This is a genomic window from Streptomyces sp. NPDC102279 (genome assembly GCF_044766365.1).
GTDB lineage: Bacteria > Actinomycetota > Actinomycetes > Streptomycetales > Streptomycetaceae > Streptomyces.
In genome coordinates this window covers 80,339-93,355 of the sequence record NZ_JBIWLU010000003.1, presented here as the reverse complement: position 1 = coordinate 93,355, position 13,017 = coordinate 80,339, and the positions used below count along the sequence as shown (strand labels likewise).

The following is a 13,017-nucleotide window of genomic DNA, read 5'->3' as shown; positions in this document are numbered from 1 at the left end:
CCGATGTCACGTCCCGCGGGACGGCAGGCGGTGGCCCGGAGCGAACACGCTCCGGGCCACCGCCCGTTCGGGAGGTCGAGGACGGGCGGCCGGCCGGGCCGAGGCAGGCGGTGGTCCGGGCCGCCCGGCGGTCGGTCACGCTCCAGGAAACCGCGTTGTACGCCGTATGGGAGCTGTTCTACGGTGTACAGCATGTCAACCTCGTCCCCTCCTCAAGGGCACCCCCAGCGATGGCTGATCCTCGGGGTCATCTGTCTGGCCCAGCTCACCGTGCTGCTCGACAACACCGTCCTGAACGTCGCCATCCCCTCCCTCACCCGCGAGCTGGGCGCCGCGACCTCCGACATCCAGTGGATGATCAACGCCTACTCGCTGGTGCAGTCGGGGCTGCTGCTCACCGCGGGCAGTGCGGCCGACCGGTACGGCCGCAAGAAGATGCTGGTGAGCGGACTCGTCCTGTTCGGCGCCGGATCGCTGGTGGCCGGACTCGCCGACTCCACCGGGCAGTTGATCGCCGCGCGGGCCGGCATGGGTGTGGGCGGGGCGCTGCTGCTCACCACCACCCTCGCCGTCGCCATGCAGATCTTCACCCCGGACGAGCACCCGAAGGCGATCGGCATCTGGAGCGCGGTCAACGCGGTGGGATTCGCCGCGGGGCCGCTGATCGGCGGCTTCGTGCTGAACCACTTCTGGTGGGGCGCGATCTTCCTCATCAACCTGCCCGTCGCGGCACTCGGCCTCGTCGCGGTGGTCGCGCTCGTCCCCGAGTCGAAGGCCGCGCCACGCGTCACGGCCGTCCCCGGATCCCCGGGAGAGCTGCGGCGGGCCGACCGGCCGGACGTGGTCGGTGCCCTGCTGTCGACGGTCGGCATGACCGCGCTGGTGTTCGCGATCATCTCGGGGCCCGGGCACGGCTGGACGTCGGCGTGGGTGCTCGGCACGGCCGTGCTCGCCGTGCTCGTCCTCGGCGCCTTCGCCGCCTGGGAGAGCCGGATCCCGTACCCCATGCTCGACCTGCAGTTCTTCCGGAACCAGCGGTTCACCGGAGCCGTCGCGGGTGCCGTCCTCATCACCTTCGGGATGGGCGGCGCGCTGTTCCTGCTGACACAGCACCTCCAGTTCGTGCTCGGCTACGGGCCGTTGGAGGCGGGTGTGCGGACCGCGCCGCTCGCGCTCGCCGTGGTCGCGCTGAACTTCTCCGGCCTGTCGGCCCGCTGGACCGCGCGGCTCGGCACGCCCCTCTCCATAGTGATCGGCATGACGCTGATGTCCGCGGGACTGGTGTCGATCGCCACGCTCACCGGCCACGGATACACCGGGACGCTCGCCGGACTGCTGCTCATCGGCGCGGGCTGCGCGGTGGCCAACCCCGCCATGGCGCACGCCATCATGAGCGCCATCCCGCGCGAGAAGGCGGGTGTCGGCGCCGGGATCAACGGCACGCTCGCCGAGTTCGGCAACGGGCTGGGCGTGGCCGTGCTCGGCGCGGTGCTCAACGCGCGGTTCGCGGCGCTGATTCCGGTCGCCGCCGCCTCGCTGCCCGCCGCGCTCGCCTCCGCGGGATCGGCCGGGGAACGCGGGCGGATCACCGACGCGTTCTCCTCGGGCCTGGAGACCAGCCAGCTGGTGGGCGCCGTCGCCGTCCTGCTCGGAGGACTCCTGGCGGCCGCGTTGCTGCGGCGGGCGGAGAGGGCAGACTCCGCGGTGGTGGTCTCCGTGTGAGGGGCGCGGGCGATCCGCGCGACCGGCGTTTCGGCGGCGGTCCGAAGGACACTTCGGAAAGGGACGGCGCGGTGGTGTCCGTCGAGCGCCCGCTTAGCATCGTCAGGGTGGGCGGACCGGGGAGTCCCCGGTCCGTGCCGTGGTTCGAGTTCCGAGGAAGGTGCGCCATGGTGAGGGCAGCCGACAGGGCCGAGCGTCCGGCCCGGACCAGTGTCTGGCTGGAGGGCAAGGCGCCCCGGGGCGGGGCCGCGCGGGGCGGCGGGCAGCCGTCGGGGCTCGACCGGGAGCGGATCACCGAGGCCACCGTGCGATTGCTGGACGCGGAGGGGCTCGCGAAGTTCTCGATGCGGCGGCTCGCCGCGGAGCTGAACGTCACGGCCATGTCCGTGTACTGGTACGTCGACACCAAGGACGACCTGCTGGAGCTCGCGCTCGACGCGGTCTTCGGTGAACTGGAGCTGCCGGACGTCGAGTCGGCGGAACACTGGCGGGATCAGCTGCGGGCGCTGGCCGTCGGGAACCGGGCGCTGCTGGTGCGCCACCCGTGGGTGTCGCCGCTCATCGGAAGCTTCCTGAACATCGGGCCGCACTCCATGGCGTTCTCGATGTGCGTGCAGCGGGTGATCCGGAACACCGGGCTGCCGCCGCGGGGCCAGACCGGGGCGATGTCCGCCGTTTTCCAGTTCGTGTACGGGTTCGGGACGATCGAGGGCCACTTCGTGCAGCGGTGCGCCACGGCGGGGGTGTCGCAGGACGAGTACTTCCGCGAGGCCATGAGCACGATCAGCGAACAGCCGCAGCTGGCGGCGGACTTCGCCAGTGCGGCGGATCTGATGGAGGCACGGGGCGGCGACACGGTGTCGGAGATGCGGGACCGGGACTTCGGATTCGCACTGGAGCTGTTGGTCGCCGGGATCGAGGCGATGGTGGCACGGGGCTGAGCCCCGTGCCGTCCGTACGGGGCCGGCTAGTCCTGGGGCGCCAGGTGCGCCGGGAAGCCGCCGGTGGCGACCGGGCCCCAGCGGGTCGGGGTGACCCGGATGATCGACTTGCCCTGCTTGCGCATCGCCGCGCGGTACTCGTCCCAATCGGGATGCTCCCCGGCGATGTTCCGGTAGTACTCCACGAGCGGCTCGACCGAGTCGGGGGAGTCGAGAACCTCGGCGGTGCCGTCGATCTGGACCCAGGGTCCGTTCCACTCGTCGCTGAGGACGATCAGGCTGACCCGCTCGTCCCGCTGGGCGTTGCGCGTCTTGGCCCGCCCGGGGTACGTCGACACGACGATGCGGCCCGAGTCGTCGACACCGCAGGTCAGCGGGGAGCCCTGCGGGCCGCCGTCGGCGCGGCGGGTCAGCAGGATGGCCCGGTGCCGGGGGCGTACGAAGTCCAGCAACTCGTCGAGGGAGACGGAGGTGTTCGTCGCGATGTTGGGTGCCATGCGATCAGCCTAGGCCGCGTGCGCCCCCGTCGCCCCCGGGCTGTGCCGGTGCACGCCACCGGACCCCATCCGAACAGCTAAAGTGCTGTTCGTCCTGTGCTCGCAGTCGGGAATGTGCTGCGGAGCTCTCCTGCGCATGGCCGTTTGGCCGTGCATGCCGAAGAGGTTCGTGGTGGCTGCGTCCGAGTTTTCTGAATTGCCCCGTTTTGCTGCGGGTTTCGAGCTGGCGGATGCCCTGACGGTGGCCGCGCAGCAGTTGCACGACACCGTGAGCACCCACACCACCCTGCGGACCGCCGTCCAGCTCGCCGTGCACGTCCTGCCGGGCGCCGAGCACGCCGGGATCGCCGTCATCGAGCGCAAGGCCCACCGGGAGACGCTGGCCTGGACGGACGAGGTCGTCCGCTCCGCCGACACGCTGAACGCGGGCCGTGAGCACCAGGCGTACTGGAACCGGCTGTGGACGGCTCCGGTGGCCCGGATCGAGGACAGTGCCTCCATGGAGGAGGACGGGGACCTCGCACTGTCGAGCCTCGGGCTGAGATCGGTGCTGTCGCTCAGACTCCGGGCCGACCGGCGCCGGCTGACCGTCCTGACGGCGTACGCGGGCAAGCCGCGTGCCTTCGACGACCAGGCCACCCGGGTCGGCCGGCTGTTCACCGCGCACGTCAGCATCGCGCTGGAGACGGCGACCATGCGTGAGCAGCTCACCGAGGCGATGCGCACCCGGGACCTGATCGGGCAGGCCACGGGCATCCTGATGGAGCGGCTCGACATCGACGCGTCCGAGGCCTTCGACAGCCTCGTGCGCACGTCCCAGCGGGAGAACGTCAAGCTCCGTGACCTGGCCCGACGGATCGTCGACGCCAGCGAGGGCGACTGAGTCGCGCTCAGACGGCGGGCAGCGACTCCCCCTGCACCGCCTGGATGTCCAGCTCCACCTTCAGCGTCGTACCGATGGCGGAGATGCCCGCCTGGACGACCTGGTTGTAGTTCATGGCGAAGTCCTCGCGGCGCAGTTCCACGGTCGCGCGGAACGCGGCGCGGGTGCCGCCCCACGGGTCGGCGCCGGTGCCGAGGTAGGCGAGGGCGAGGTCGACGGGGCGTACGACGCCGTGCATGGTGAGTTCGCCGTGCACGGTCCAGCGGTCGGAGCCCGCGGGCGTCACGTCCGTGGACCGGTAGGTGATGTGCGGGTACTTCTCGACGTCGAGGAAGTCCGGCGACTTCAGGTGGCCGTCGCGCATGCCGTTGCCGGTGTCGATGGAGGCGGCGGAGATCGTCGCCTCCACACGGGACGCGGTCACGTCGTCGGGGGCGATCTCGATGCGGCCGGCGAAGTCCGTGAAGCGGCCGTGCACGCTGGAGATGCCCAGGTGCTGGGCGACGGCGCCGATGGAGGAGTGCGCCGGGTCGATGGTCCACGGGCCCGGCGGGGGCAGTTCGGTGCCGCCCTGGCGGGCCAGCGTCACCTGGCCGACCTCGGCCCGGCCGGCGGCCGTGACGATCGCGCTGGACGCGGTGGGCGCGTACCCGACCGCGGTCACGATCACGGTGTAGGCGCCGGGCGTGAGGCTCGTGGTGTCATGGATGGCCCCGTCGGTGTCCGCCTCGGCCCGCAGCACCTGCGTGCCGGTCATGTCGGTCACGGTGACGACCGCGTGCGACACGGCCCATCCGTCCCGCGTACGGATCTTCGCGGTCAGTCCCATGTGCAGTAACTCCTTGCGATGCAGCAATGAAAACCGGCCCGTGGGGGGCGCACCTCCGCTCAGAGTGCGCGCTCCCCACGGGCCGGGGCTTCGGACTACTCGCCGGGGTGGGCGAGTTCGATGTCGTGGTCGTCCACGCCACGGCCGCCGACGGTCAGCGCCGTCGCCACCGGCGGGTAGCCGGTCGCGATGACGGTGTACTCGCCGCCGTCCAGGTCGGTGAAGGCGTAGGCGCCGTCTCCACCGGTCCTGGCCGTGCCGACCACGTTGCCGGCCGCGTCGACCAGCGTCACGCGGGCGTCCGACAGGGGGCCGTGCGGCGCCCGTACGACACCCTGGACCTGGGAGCCCGAGTCGAGGTCGACCTCGATCCGGGTGACCCCGGTGCCGCCCACCTCGACGGGCAGGGCGCGCGGCCGGTGGCCCGCCGCGTTCACGGCGACCGTGACGACTCCGGGCACCAGCTCGGCGAACGCGAACTCGCCCTGCTCACCGGTGGTTCCGGTGGCCAGCACGTCACCGCGGACGTCGGTCACGATGACCATCGCGTCCTTGACGGGGGTACCGCCGTCGGCCGCCCGGACGACACCGCTCAGCCCGCTCGTGCCGCTCAGCAGGATGTCGTACGTGAGCGGCTCGTCGTTCACGACGATCGTCGAGGCCTGCGGCTGGAAGCCGTCGGCGGAGGCGATCAGGACGTAGGAGCCGACGCCGGGCGCGTCCACCGCGTAGGAGCCGTCGGCCTGGGCGACCGAGCGGCCGAGCTGACGTCCCGCGAGGGAGATCAGCGTGACGGCCGCCTGCGGCACGGGTGCGCTCTCGGCGCCGCGGACCTGGCCGCGCACCGGGATGCCGGCGGACGCGGGCTGCGGGACGCTCTCGCGCGTCGCGGTGGCGACCGCGGCGAGACGCTGCGTGCCCTCGGGGCCCGCCTCGGTGGCCGCGACGGCCTGGGCGGGGATCCGCTCGGCGTCGGCCGGGACCTCGACGGACTCGGCGACGGTCGTCTCGGTGGCCGGCGCCCCGGACTGGTCGGCGGCGGCCTGGGCCAGCGCGCCGGACGTCCGCAGCGGGACCTCCTTGATGAACAGCACGATCAGGAAGGCGACCAGCGCCATGCCGGCGGCGATCAGGAAGACGTCCGCGATGCCGTGGCCGTACGCGCTCTCCATCACCGTGCGCAGCGGCGCGGGCAGCTTGTCCATGTCCGGGATGGTGGAGTCCGAACCGGAGCCGAGGGAGGCGTACTTGGGGCCGAGGTCGGTCAGCCCGTCCTTCACGTAGTCGGTGATACGGGTGGCCATGACCGCGCCGAGCGCGGAGACGCCGATCGCACCGCCGAGGGAACGGAAGAAGGTGACCGTGGAGCTGGCGGAGCCCAGGTCGGACGGCGCCACCTGGTTCTGCGTGGACAGCACCAGGTTCTGCATCATCATGCCGATGCCGAGACCCAGCAGCGCCATGAAGATCGCGATGTGCCAGTACGTCGTGTCGTAGCGGATCGTGCCGAGGAGACCGAGGCCCGCGGTGACCAGGAAGCCGCCGCTGACGAGCCAGTACTTCCACCGGCCGGTCTTGGTGATGACCTGGCCGGAGACCGTGGAGGAGATGAACAGGCCGGCGATCATCGGGATCGTCATGACACCCGACATCGTCGGGGACTTGTCCCGGGCCAGCTGGAAGTACTGGCTGAAGAAGACGGTGCCGGTGAACATCGCGACGCCGACGAACAGCGAGGCGAGGGACGACAGCGTGATGGTCCGGTTGCGGAACAGCCGCAGCGGGATGATCGGCTCGCTGGCCCTGGACTCGACGAGGACGAAGAGCAGACCGAGGACGATCGCGCCGCCGACCATCGTGTACGTCTGCCAGGAGACCCAGTCGTACTTGTCACCGGCGAAGGTGACCCACAGCAGGAGCAGGGAGACCGCGGCGGAGATGAAGAACGCGCCGCCCCAGTCGACCTTGACGTCCCGCTTCACGACGGGCAGGTGCAGGGTCTTCTGCAGCACGATGAGCGCGATGATCGCGAACGGCACACCGACGTAGAAGCACCAGCGCCAGCCGAGCCAGCTGGTGTCGGTGATGACACCGCCGAGCAGCGGACCGCCGACCGTCGCGACTGCGAACGTCGCGCCGAGGTAGCCGGAGTAGCGCCCGCGCTCACGCGGGGAGATCATCGCGGCCATCACGATCTGCGCGAGGGCGGACAGACCGCCGACGCCGACGCCCTGCACGACGCGGCAGGCGATCAGCATGCCGGCGTTCTGCGAGAGACCGGCGGCGGCCGATCCCAGTACGTAGATGACGAGCGCTATCTGGACGAGCGCCTTCTTGCTGTACAGATCGGACAGCTTGCCCCACAGGGGCGTGGTCGCGGTCATCGAGAGCAGCGCGGCCGTGACGACCCAGGTGTAGGCGGACTGGCCGCCGCCCAGGTCACCGATGATGCGGGGGAGCGCGTTGGAGACGATCGTCGACGACAGGATCGCGACGAACATGCCGAGCAGGAGCCCGGAGAGGGCCTCCATGATCTGCCGGTGCGTCATCGGAGCGCCGTCGGGGGCGCCTCCGTGCTTGGCGTGAGAGCCCCGCACACCGGCTGGTGTGGTGGTTGCCATGGGCTTCCTTTTCTTCCGTGCTTAAGCGGGCGTACGGGTGGTCAGTTCTGATACGTCTGTCGCGTACGAGGGAGGGTGCGCCGGTGTCCGCTGCGTGGAGCGGCAGTCGCCGAAGCTCTCGCGCAGCCTGCCCATCAGCTCGATGAGCAGCCCGACCTCGTGGTCGGACCAGTGACTGAGCCGGTCGGCCAGCAGCCGCGACGTGCGCAGGGAGAGCTCGTCGAGCTGCTCCTGGCCGGTCCCGGTGAGGCGCAGGATGCGTGAGCGCTTGTCGGCGGGGTCGGGGAACCGTTCGATCCAGCCCCGGTCGGCGACATGCGCGACATGGCGGCTGGTCACCGACATGTCGACGGAGAGAAGCTCCGCGAGCCTGCTCATCCGCATCTCGCCGTACCGGCCGAGCAGCGTGAGCACGGCGGCGGAGCCGCCGGGACAGTCGGGCGGCAGGATCCGCGCCATGTCCCTCTTCACGGCACCGATGGCGCTGAGCTGACGAGCCAATTCCTCGTACTGCGCCTGCTCGGCCATCACACCTCCCCCTGTTCGTTGCTTAGGGCAACCATAAAAGCAGTTGGTTGCTGCAGGCAAACGAGTTCGGGGCTTCAGGGCTAAAAACTTGGCAAAGGCAAGCATCTGCGAATGTAAACCCGCAGGTGAGGGCGTGCGTCTGGCTATGGGCTCGCTGTGACGGGGCCCGGAGCGCCCGTCGGACGCGCGTTCGGCGACGCGCTGGGGGCCCACGGAACGGGTGTTCCGGTCGAACCGCCCTCGGGCCGGAGCGAAAGCGGAACCCTGCACTTGGGCAGACCCCGCGGATTCGCTAGTGTCCTGGCCTATGGCAAACACCCAGGGCCCCGAGGGCAACTACGACCCCGCGGGCAGCACCCAGATGTTCCGTGCGTTCGTCGACGAGTCCCCCCAGGGCCGGCAGCAGCAGCAGGCGGCGGCTCCCGCCGGTCCCCGTGTGGGTCTGATCGTCGGCGTCATCGTCGCCGTCGTGGTCGTCGCCGCGGTGGCCTGGCTCGCGTTCAAGTAGGCGGGCGGGCCGGGCTCACCGGCCACCACGTACACCCGCTCCCACGTCCTACTTCCACTGGACGGACACGTCCCGCGTCTCGATGTGCATGCCCAACGGCACCCGCCACGCGTCGACGCACACCGTCCAGGTGCCGTCCTTCCTCGCGCCGGCGCCGATCGGCGCGGGAAGGGCCTCGGTCGACGTGATCGTCGCCCAGTCGATCCCGAGCGACCCGATGATGTGCGTCCCGAACGTCACCGTGCCCGAACGCACCGCCGTACCACCGGTGTTGCGGAACGAGACGATGACCTTCTCGCACCACCGCCGACCGGTGCCCGCCCGCGTGGTACCCGTCACGCCGAGCGCGGCGGGCCGGGCGCTCGCCGACGGTTCGGGCGTGGCCGGCGCGGAAGTGTGCCCGGCGCCGTTGCCCGGGCTTCCACCTGAACCCCCGCCAGTACGGCCCGAATCGGACCCGGAGGACGAGCCGGAACCGGCGCCGCCTGTGCCGGCCCCCGTACCGCCGGAGCCGTCGTCACCGCCCCCGGCCGTGGCGCCGCCCGCGTTCTTCTCGTCTCCCGGACCCTCCGCGCCGTCGCCCGAGGCCGAACCAGGACCGCCGCCGGCCGACGTCGATCCACCCATGTCCGAACCGGCGTGCCCGCCACCGGACTTGGCGCCGCGCGATCCGGAGCCCGGTCTGCCCGAGCCGTCCAGCGGCACCAGGGACACGTCGCCCGACGGGGCCACCGCGGCTCCCGAGGCCCCCGGCGAACCGCCCCCGGGTCCGACCGCGACATAGCCGCCACCGGCTCCGCCGCTCCCGCACGCGGCCAGGACTCCGCCCAGACACAGCACGGCCGCCGAGGCACCCAGCAGGGCACCCCGGCGTCCGGGTATCGACTCGTGACGCATCGCGCCAGTGTGACTGACGGTCCATCAATTATGAACCCCACGTGGAGTGTTCAGTCCGAGATGAGGCCCTCGCGCAGCTGGGACAGCGTGCGGGTGAGGAGGCGGGAGACGTGCATCTGCGAGATGCCGACCTCCTCGCCGATCTGCGACTGGGTCATGTTGGCGAAGAAGCGCAGCATGATGATCCGGCGCTCACGGGGCGGCAGTTTGGCGAGCAGCGGCTTGAGCGACTCGCGGTACTCCACGCCCTCCAGCGCGGTGTCCTCGTAGCCGAGGCGGTCCGCGAGGGAGCCCTCGCCGCCGTCGTCCTCGGGCGCGGGAGAGTCGAGGGAGGAGGCGGTGTACGCGTTGCCGACGGCGAGACCGTCGACCACGTCCTCCTCGGACACCCCGAGAACCACGGCGAGTTCGGCGACCGTCGGAGAACGGTCGAGCTTCTGCGAGAGCTCGTCGCTGGCCTTGGTGAGGGCGAGCCGCAGCTCCTGCAGGCGGCGCGGGACGCGGACCGACCAGGAGGTGTCGCGGAAGAAGCGCTTGATCTCGCCGACGACGGTCGGCATCGCGAAGGTCGGGAACTCGACGCCGCGTTCGGTGTCGAAGCGGTCGATCGCCTTGATCAGGCCGATGGTGCCGACCTGGACGATGTCCTCCATCGGTTCGTTGCGGGAGCGGAAGCGGGCTGCCGCGTACCGGACGAGCGGGAGGTTGAGCTCGATGAGGGTGTCCCGGACGTAACCACGCTCGGGGCTGTTCTCGGCGAGTGCGGCGAGCCGCAGGAAGAGGGAGCGGGAAAGGGTCCGGGTGTCGATGGCGCCCGAGGACTCGGGGACCAGTACGGCTACCGGGGCCTCGGCGGCGGGGACATCGTGAAGCGCGGCGTGCGCCTCGGGCGCTGCGTCGCTCTTCGTGAGCGTGAGCACCTTCGAGCTGCCCTGATCTGCGGACATGCCACCCCCTTTGGGTCGCGGACGGTCGCGGCAATCGCTCCCGTCGGAGGAACGCAGCCTCCACCTGAATACCGGAGGCGGGGCTGCGGCAAACGCGCTTCCGGAAGAATGTCACATGTCGGCAACACGCTGTAGTGACATGTCGACACTGAGGGGGTGAATAGACCCTGGAAAAAGGGGGTCTGACGGTTTTTCAGCGGTCAACCGCCGGAAAAAGCGACCTTGAGCGATTCGCTCTTGTCGGTTACGCCTCGATCCTGTTTGCGGATCGAAGACGCGCGAAACTACGGGCGAGCAGCCTTGACACATGCATCTGGGACACGCCCAGTTCCGCACTGATCTGTGACTGCGTGAGGTTGCTGTAGTAGCGCAGCAGCAGGATCCGCTGCTCCCGTTCGGGCAACTGTACGAGCAGGTGCCGTACGAGGTCGCGGTGCTCGACCCCGTCGAGCGCGGGGTCCTCGTAGCCGAGCCGGTCGAGCAGCCCCGGCAGCCCGTCGCCCTCCTGGGCCGCCTCGAGGGAGGTGGCGTGGTACGAGCGGCCGGCCTCGATGCAGGAGAGCACCTCCTCCTCGGTGATGCGCAGCCGCTCGGCGATCTCCGAGGTGGTGGGCGAGCGCCCGAAGGCGGTCGTCAGGTCCTCCGTCGCGGAGTTCACCTGCACCCACAGCTCGTGCAGCCGCCGCGGTACGTGGACGGTGCGGACGTTGTCGCGGAAGTACCGCTTGATCTCGCCGACGACCGTCGGCATCGCGAAGGTCGGGAACTGCACGCCCCGGTCGGGATCGAAGCGGTCGATCGCGTTGATCAGGCCGATCGTGCCGACCTGGACGACGTCGTCCATCGGCTCGTTGCGGGAGCGGAAGCGGGCCGCCGCGTACCGGACGAGCGGGAGGTTGGCCTCGATGAGCGCCCCGCGGACCCGGTTGTGCTCGGGGGTGCCCGGTTCCAGCACCTTGAGCTGGCCGAAGAGCACCTGGGTCAGGGCCCGGGTGTCGGCGCCGCGGCGTCGCTCGGGCGCGACCTCCGGGGCCGTCTCGATGACGGTCGCCACGGGTGCGGCGCTCGCCGCGGTGCCTGCTGCGTCGTCCGGTGCGGTGCCTGCTGCGTCGTCCGGTGCGGTGCTCTGCGCCGGGGGCGAGGGCGGGGCCTGGGCCAGGGCGTGCGTGGGGGCCGGCGCCTGGGCCTGGGCCGGGGCTTCCTCCTGGGGCGGCGCAGTACTGGCCGACACGGTCAACGCCACCTCGTCATTCGTCAACGTCCGTCAACGTATCCGTCAACTCATCCGTCAAAAGCGGTCATAGCATCACAAGACATGTGCACTGTGTGCAAGCACCGCATATTGCCGTGTTGGAGGTGGGTTGGGGCGTAAGACACCAAAAACCCCTGGCCGGTTGCGGTCAGGGGCGCGGAACGAGGGCGGCCGAGGCCGGTCGCGGCGGTCGGACCAGGGGGCCAGGAGGACCAGTCGGAACGATCCGATCGGTCCGGCCGGCCGGACCGCTGCGATCGAACGGACCGGAAGAGCGGAAGACCGGCGGAGCGGGCGTACCGATCAGAACGGATAGTCGGCGATCACCCAGGTGGCGAACTCGCGCCAGAGGGCGACGCCCGCCTGGTGGGCCGGGTGCTCCAGGTAGCGCGTGAGCGCGTCGGCGTCCTCGACGGCGGAGTTGATCGCGAAGTCGTAGGCGATCGGCCGGTCGGTGATGTTCCAGTCGCACTCCCAGAACCGCAGCTCGGGGATCCGGTCACCGAGCGCGCGGAAGGCGGCGACGCCCTCGACGACACGGGGCTCGTCCCGCCCGACACCGTCGTTGAGCTTGAAGAGGACCAGATGGCGGATCACGGGAACTCCTTGGTGGTGTCGGCGCCGGGCGTCAGTTCTGGGCTCCGTCGGCGACCCAGGTCATGAAGTCGCCCACCGCCTGGGCGGCGCTCGATATGCCCTCGAAGCCTATCTGGACGTAGTCCGCCGCCTTGGCCGGATCCGTGATGATCACGTAGAGCGCGAAGACCACGATGACGTAGATCGCGATCTTCTTCGAATTCACCGCCATGGCGGCCTCCCCTGTGCCTGCTGCGCCCGGTGGGCCCCCTGTTGCCGGCGGTGAGTTTAACCTTCACACGCTCTTTAGGGACCAACGGCCCACTGGTCGAGGTCTTTTGCCGGGCCCCGGGCGAGCTGCCGCAGGTCAGGATGGAAGTGAGCCCCGGCGGAACCGGCAGGAAGTCCGCGGGGCCCGGAGGGGCCTCACTGCGGGGTCCGCGCCGCAGCTTCCCCCGAGACGGCGGCGTGGACCTGAGGGTCCTTGAAACGGGGGAGGCGGCTGTCCCCCCGATGCCGCCTCCCCCGCCCCTTGTGGGTGCGGAAGGTAAGCCCCGGCGACTGAGCGGACGCCGGGGCTTTTCCGCGTCCGGAGGCCCGAGCGCACCCGCACGTCACGGAACGCACGAAGGGCCCCGTCTTTCGACGGGGCCCTTCTGAAGCGGTAGCGGAGGGATTTGAACCCTCGGTGACGGGTTACGCCACACTCGCTTTCGAGGCGAGCTCCTTCGGCCGCTCGGACACGCTACCGAGGAAGACCCTACCCCAAGGGGGGCCATGGTCTGAAATCCGTTTCGGGGCCCCGGAACTTCCGCG

The 13,017-nt window shown here is 70.6% G+C and carries 13 protein-coding genes and 1 tRNA gene; 4 read left to right on the top strand and 10 right to left on the bottom strand.

Going from position 1 to position 13,017, the window contains the following annotated elements; all coding sequences use genetic code 11:
- The first annotated feature begins 192 nt into the window (after positions 1–192).
- Positions 193–1,722 carry an MFS transporter gene (locus ACIRQH_RS07215; protein WP_404224628.1) on the top strand — a complete coding sequence of 510 codons (1,530 nt, stop codon included), beginning with the start codon at positions 193–195 and terminating at the stop codon, positions 1,720–1,722.
- Positions 1,723–1,889: 167 nt separating this feature from the next.
- Positions 1,890–2,663 (top strand): TetR/AcrR family transcriptional regulator, encoded by a 774-nt coding sequence (locus ACIRQH_RS07210; RefSeq protein ID WP_358817897.1) that lies wholly within the window; start codon positions 1,890–1,892, stop codon positions 2,661–2,663.
- Positions 2,664–2,689: 26 nt separating this feature from the next.
- On the opposite strand, the gene ACIRQH_RS07205 is transcribed toward ACIRQH_RS07210, so the two are convergent.
- On the bottom strand, positions 2,690–3,160 hold the full coding sequence (locus tag ACIRQH_RS07205) for a PPOX class F420-dependent oxidoreductase (RefSeq protein ID WP_358817896.1): 471 nt from the start codon (positions 3,158–3,160) through the stop codon (positions 2,690–2,692).
- A gap of 154 nt (positions 3,161–3,314) precedes the next feature.
- Between ACIRQH_RS07205 and ACIRQH_RS07200 the strand changes: the two genes are divergently transcribed.
- On the top strand, positions 3,315–4,043 hold the full coding sequence (locus ACIRQH_RS07200; RefSeq protein WP_404225005.1) for an ANTAR domain-containing protein: 729 nt from the start codon (positions 3,315–3,317) through the stop codon (positions 4,041–4,043).
- Between the two features lie 7 nt (positions 4,044–4,050).
- On the opposite strand, the gene ACIRQH_RS07195 is transcribed toward ACIRQH_RS07200, so the two are convergent.
- From ACIRQH_RS07195 to ACIRQH_RS07185, 3 genes are all read right to left on the bottom strand, one after another.
- Positions 4,051–4,872, bottom strand: coding sequence for a YceI family protein (locus ACIRQH_RS07195; protein ID WP_358817895.1), 822 nt, complete (start codon positions 4,870–4,872; stop codon positions 4,051–4,053).
- 95 nt (positions 4,873–4,967) lie between these two features.
- A complete protein-coding gene (locus tag ACIRQH_RS07190; RefSeq protein ID WP_388930033.1) occupies positions 4,968–7,493 on the bottom strand; it encodes an MFS transporter in 2,526 nt (841 codons plus the stop codon).
- Positions 7,494–7,514: 21 nt separating this feature from the next.
- On the bottom strand, positions 7,515–8,021 hold the full coding sequence (locus tag ACIRQH_RS07185; RefSeq protein WP_358817893.1) for a MarR family transcriptional regulator: 507 nt from the start codon (positions 8,019–8,021) through the stop codon (positions 7,515–7,517).
- A 307-nt stretch (positions 8,022–8,328) separates the two neighbouring features.
- Between ACIRQH_RS07185 and ACIRQH_RS07180 the strand changes: the two genes are divergently transcribed.
- Positions 8,329–8,529, top strand: a complete 201-nt coding sequence (locus tag ACIRQH_RS07180) for a hypothetical protein (protein WP_081218227.1) — start codon at positions 8,329–8,331, stop codon at positions 8,527–8,529.
- 48 nt (positions 8,530–8,577) lie between these two features.
- Here the strand turns inward: ACIRQH_RS07180 and ACIRQH_RS07175 are convergent, their stop codons facing one another.
- The 6 genes from ACIRQH_RS07175 to ACIRQH_RS07150 form a co-directional block, all read right to left on the bottom strand.
- Positions 8,578–9,426: a hypothetical protein gene (locus ACIRQH_RS07175; RefSeq protein WP_404224625.1), complete on the bottom strand. Its 849-nt coding sequence runs from the start codon at positions 9,424–9,426 to the stop codon at positions 8,578–8,580.
- Positions 9,427–9,476: 50 nt separating this feature from the next.
- Positions 9,477–10,373 (bottom strand): RNA polymerase sigma factor SigF, encoded by an 897-nt coding sequence (locus ACIRQH_RS07170; RefSeq protein WP_388930031.1) that lies wholly within the window; start codon positions 10,371–10,373, stop codon positions 9,477–9,479.
- Positions 10,374–10,617: 244 nt separating this feature from the next.
- On the bottom strand, positions 10,618–11,610 hold the full coding sequence (locus ACIRQH_RS07165; RefSeq protein ID WP_404225003.1) for an RNA polymerase sigma factor SigF: 993 nt from the start codon (positions 11,608–11,610) through the stop codon (positions 10,618–10,620).
- Positions 11,611–11,928: 318 nt separating this feature from the next.
- The gene (locus ACIRQH_RS07160; protein ID WP_358817889.1) at positions 11,929–12,222 is read right to left on the bottom strand and encodes a Dabb family protein; all 294 of its coding nucleotides are present in this window, start codon (positions 12,220–12,222) and stop codon (positions 11,929–11,931) included.
- Positions 12,223–12,253: 31 nt separating this feature from the next.
- A complete protein-coding gene (locus tag ACIRQH_RS07155) occupies positions 12,254–12,433 on the bottom strand; it encodes a hypothetical protein (RefSeq protein WP_081218223.1) in 180 nt (59 codons plus the stop codon).
- A gap of 430 nt (positions 12,434–12,863) precedes the next feature.
- Positions 12,864–12,951, bottom strand: a tRNA-Ser gene (locus tag ACIRQH_RS07150).
- Positions 12,952–13,017: the final 66 nt, after the last annotated feature.

Excerpts from the sequence above, each read along its gene's own strand:
- ACIRQH_RS07190 (WP_388930033.1), bottom strand. The coding sequence starts at position 7,493 with ATGGCAACCACCACACCAGCCGGTGTGCGGGGCTCTCACGCCAAGCAC.
- ACIRQH_RS07215 (WP_404224628.1), top strand. The coding sequence starts at position 193 with ATGTCAACCTCGTCCCCTCCTCAAGGGCACCCCCAGCGATGGCTGATC.
- ACIRQH_RS07205 (WP_358817896.1), bottom strand. The coding sequence starts at position 3,160 with ATGGCACCCAACATCGCGACGAACACCTCCGTCTCCCTCGACGAGTTG.
- ACIRQH_RS07155 (WP_081218223.1), bottom strand. The coding sequence starts at position 12,433 with ATGGCGGTGAATTCGAAGAAGATCGCGATCTACGTCATCGTGGTCTTC.
- ACIRQH_RS07195 (WP_358817895.1), bottom strand. The coding sequence starts at position 4,872 with ATGGGACTGACCGCGAAGATCCGTACGCGGGACGGATGGGCCGTGTCG.
- ACIRQH_RS07170 (WP_388930031.1), bottom strand. The coding sequence starts at position 10,373 with ATGTCCGCAGATCAGGGCAGCTCGAAGGTGCTCACGCTCACGAAGAGC.
- ACIRQH_RS07200 (WP_404225005.1), top strand. The coding sequence starts at position 3,315 with ATGCCGAAGAGGTTCGTGGTGGCTGCGTCCGAGTTTTCTGAATTGCCC.
- ACIRQH_RS07185 (WP_358817893.1), bottom strand. The coding sequence starts at position 8,021 with ATGGCCGAGCAGGCGCAGTACGAGGAATTGGCTCGTCAGCTCAGCGCC.
- ACIRQH_RS07180 (WP_081218227.1), top strand. The coding sequence starts at position 8,329 with ATGGCAAACACCCAGGGCCCCGAGGGCAACTACGACCCCGCGGGCAGC.
- ACIRQH_RS07175 (WP_404224625.1), bottom strand. The coding sequence starts at position 9,426 with ATGCGTCACGAGTCGATACCCGGACGCCGGGGTGCCCTGCTGGGTGCC.
- ACIRQH_RS07210 (WP_358817897.1), top strand. The coding sequence starts at position 1,890 with ATGGTGAGGGCAGCCGACAGGGCCGAGCGTCCGGCCCGGACCAGTGTC.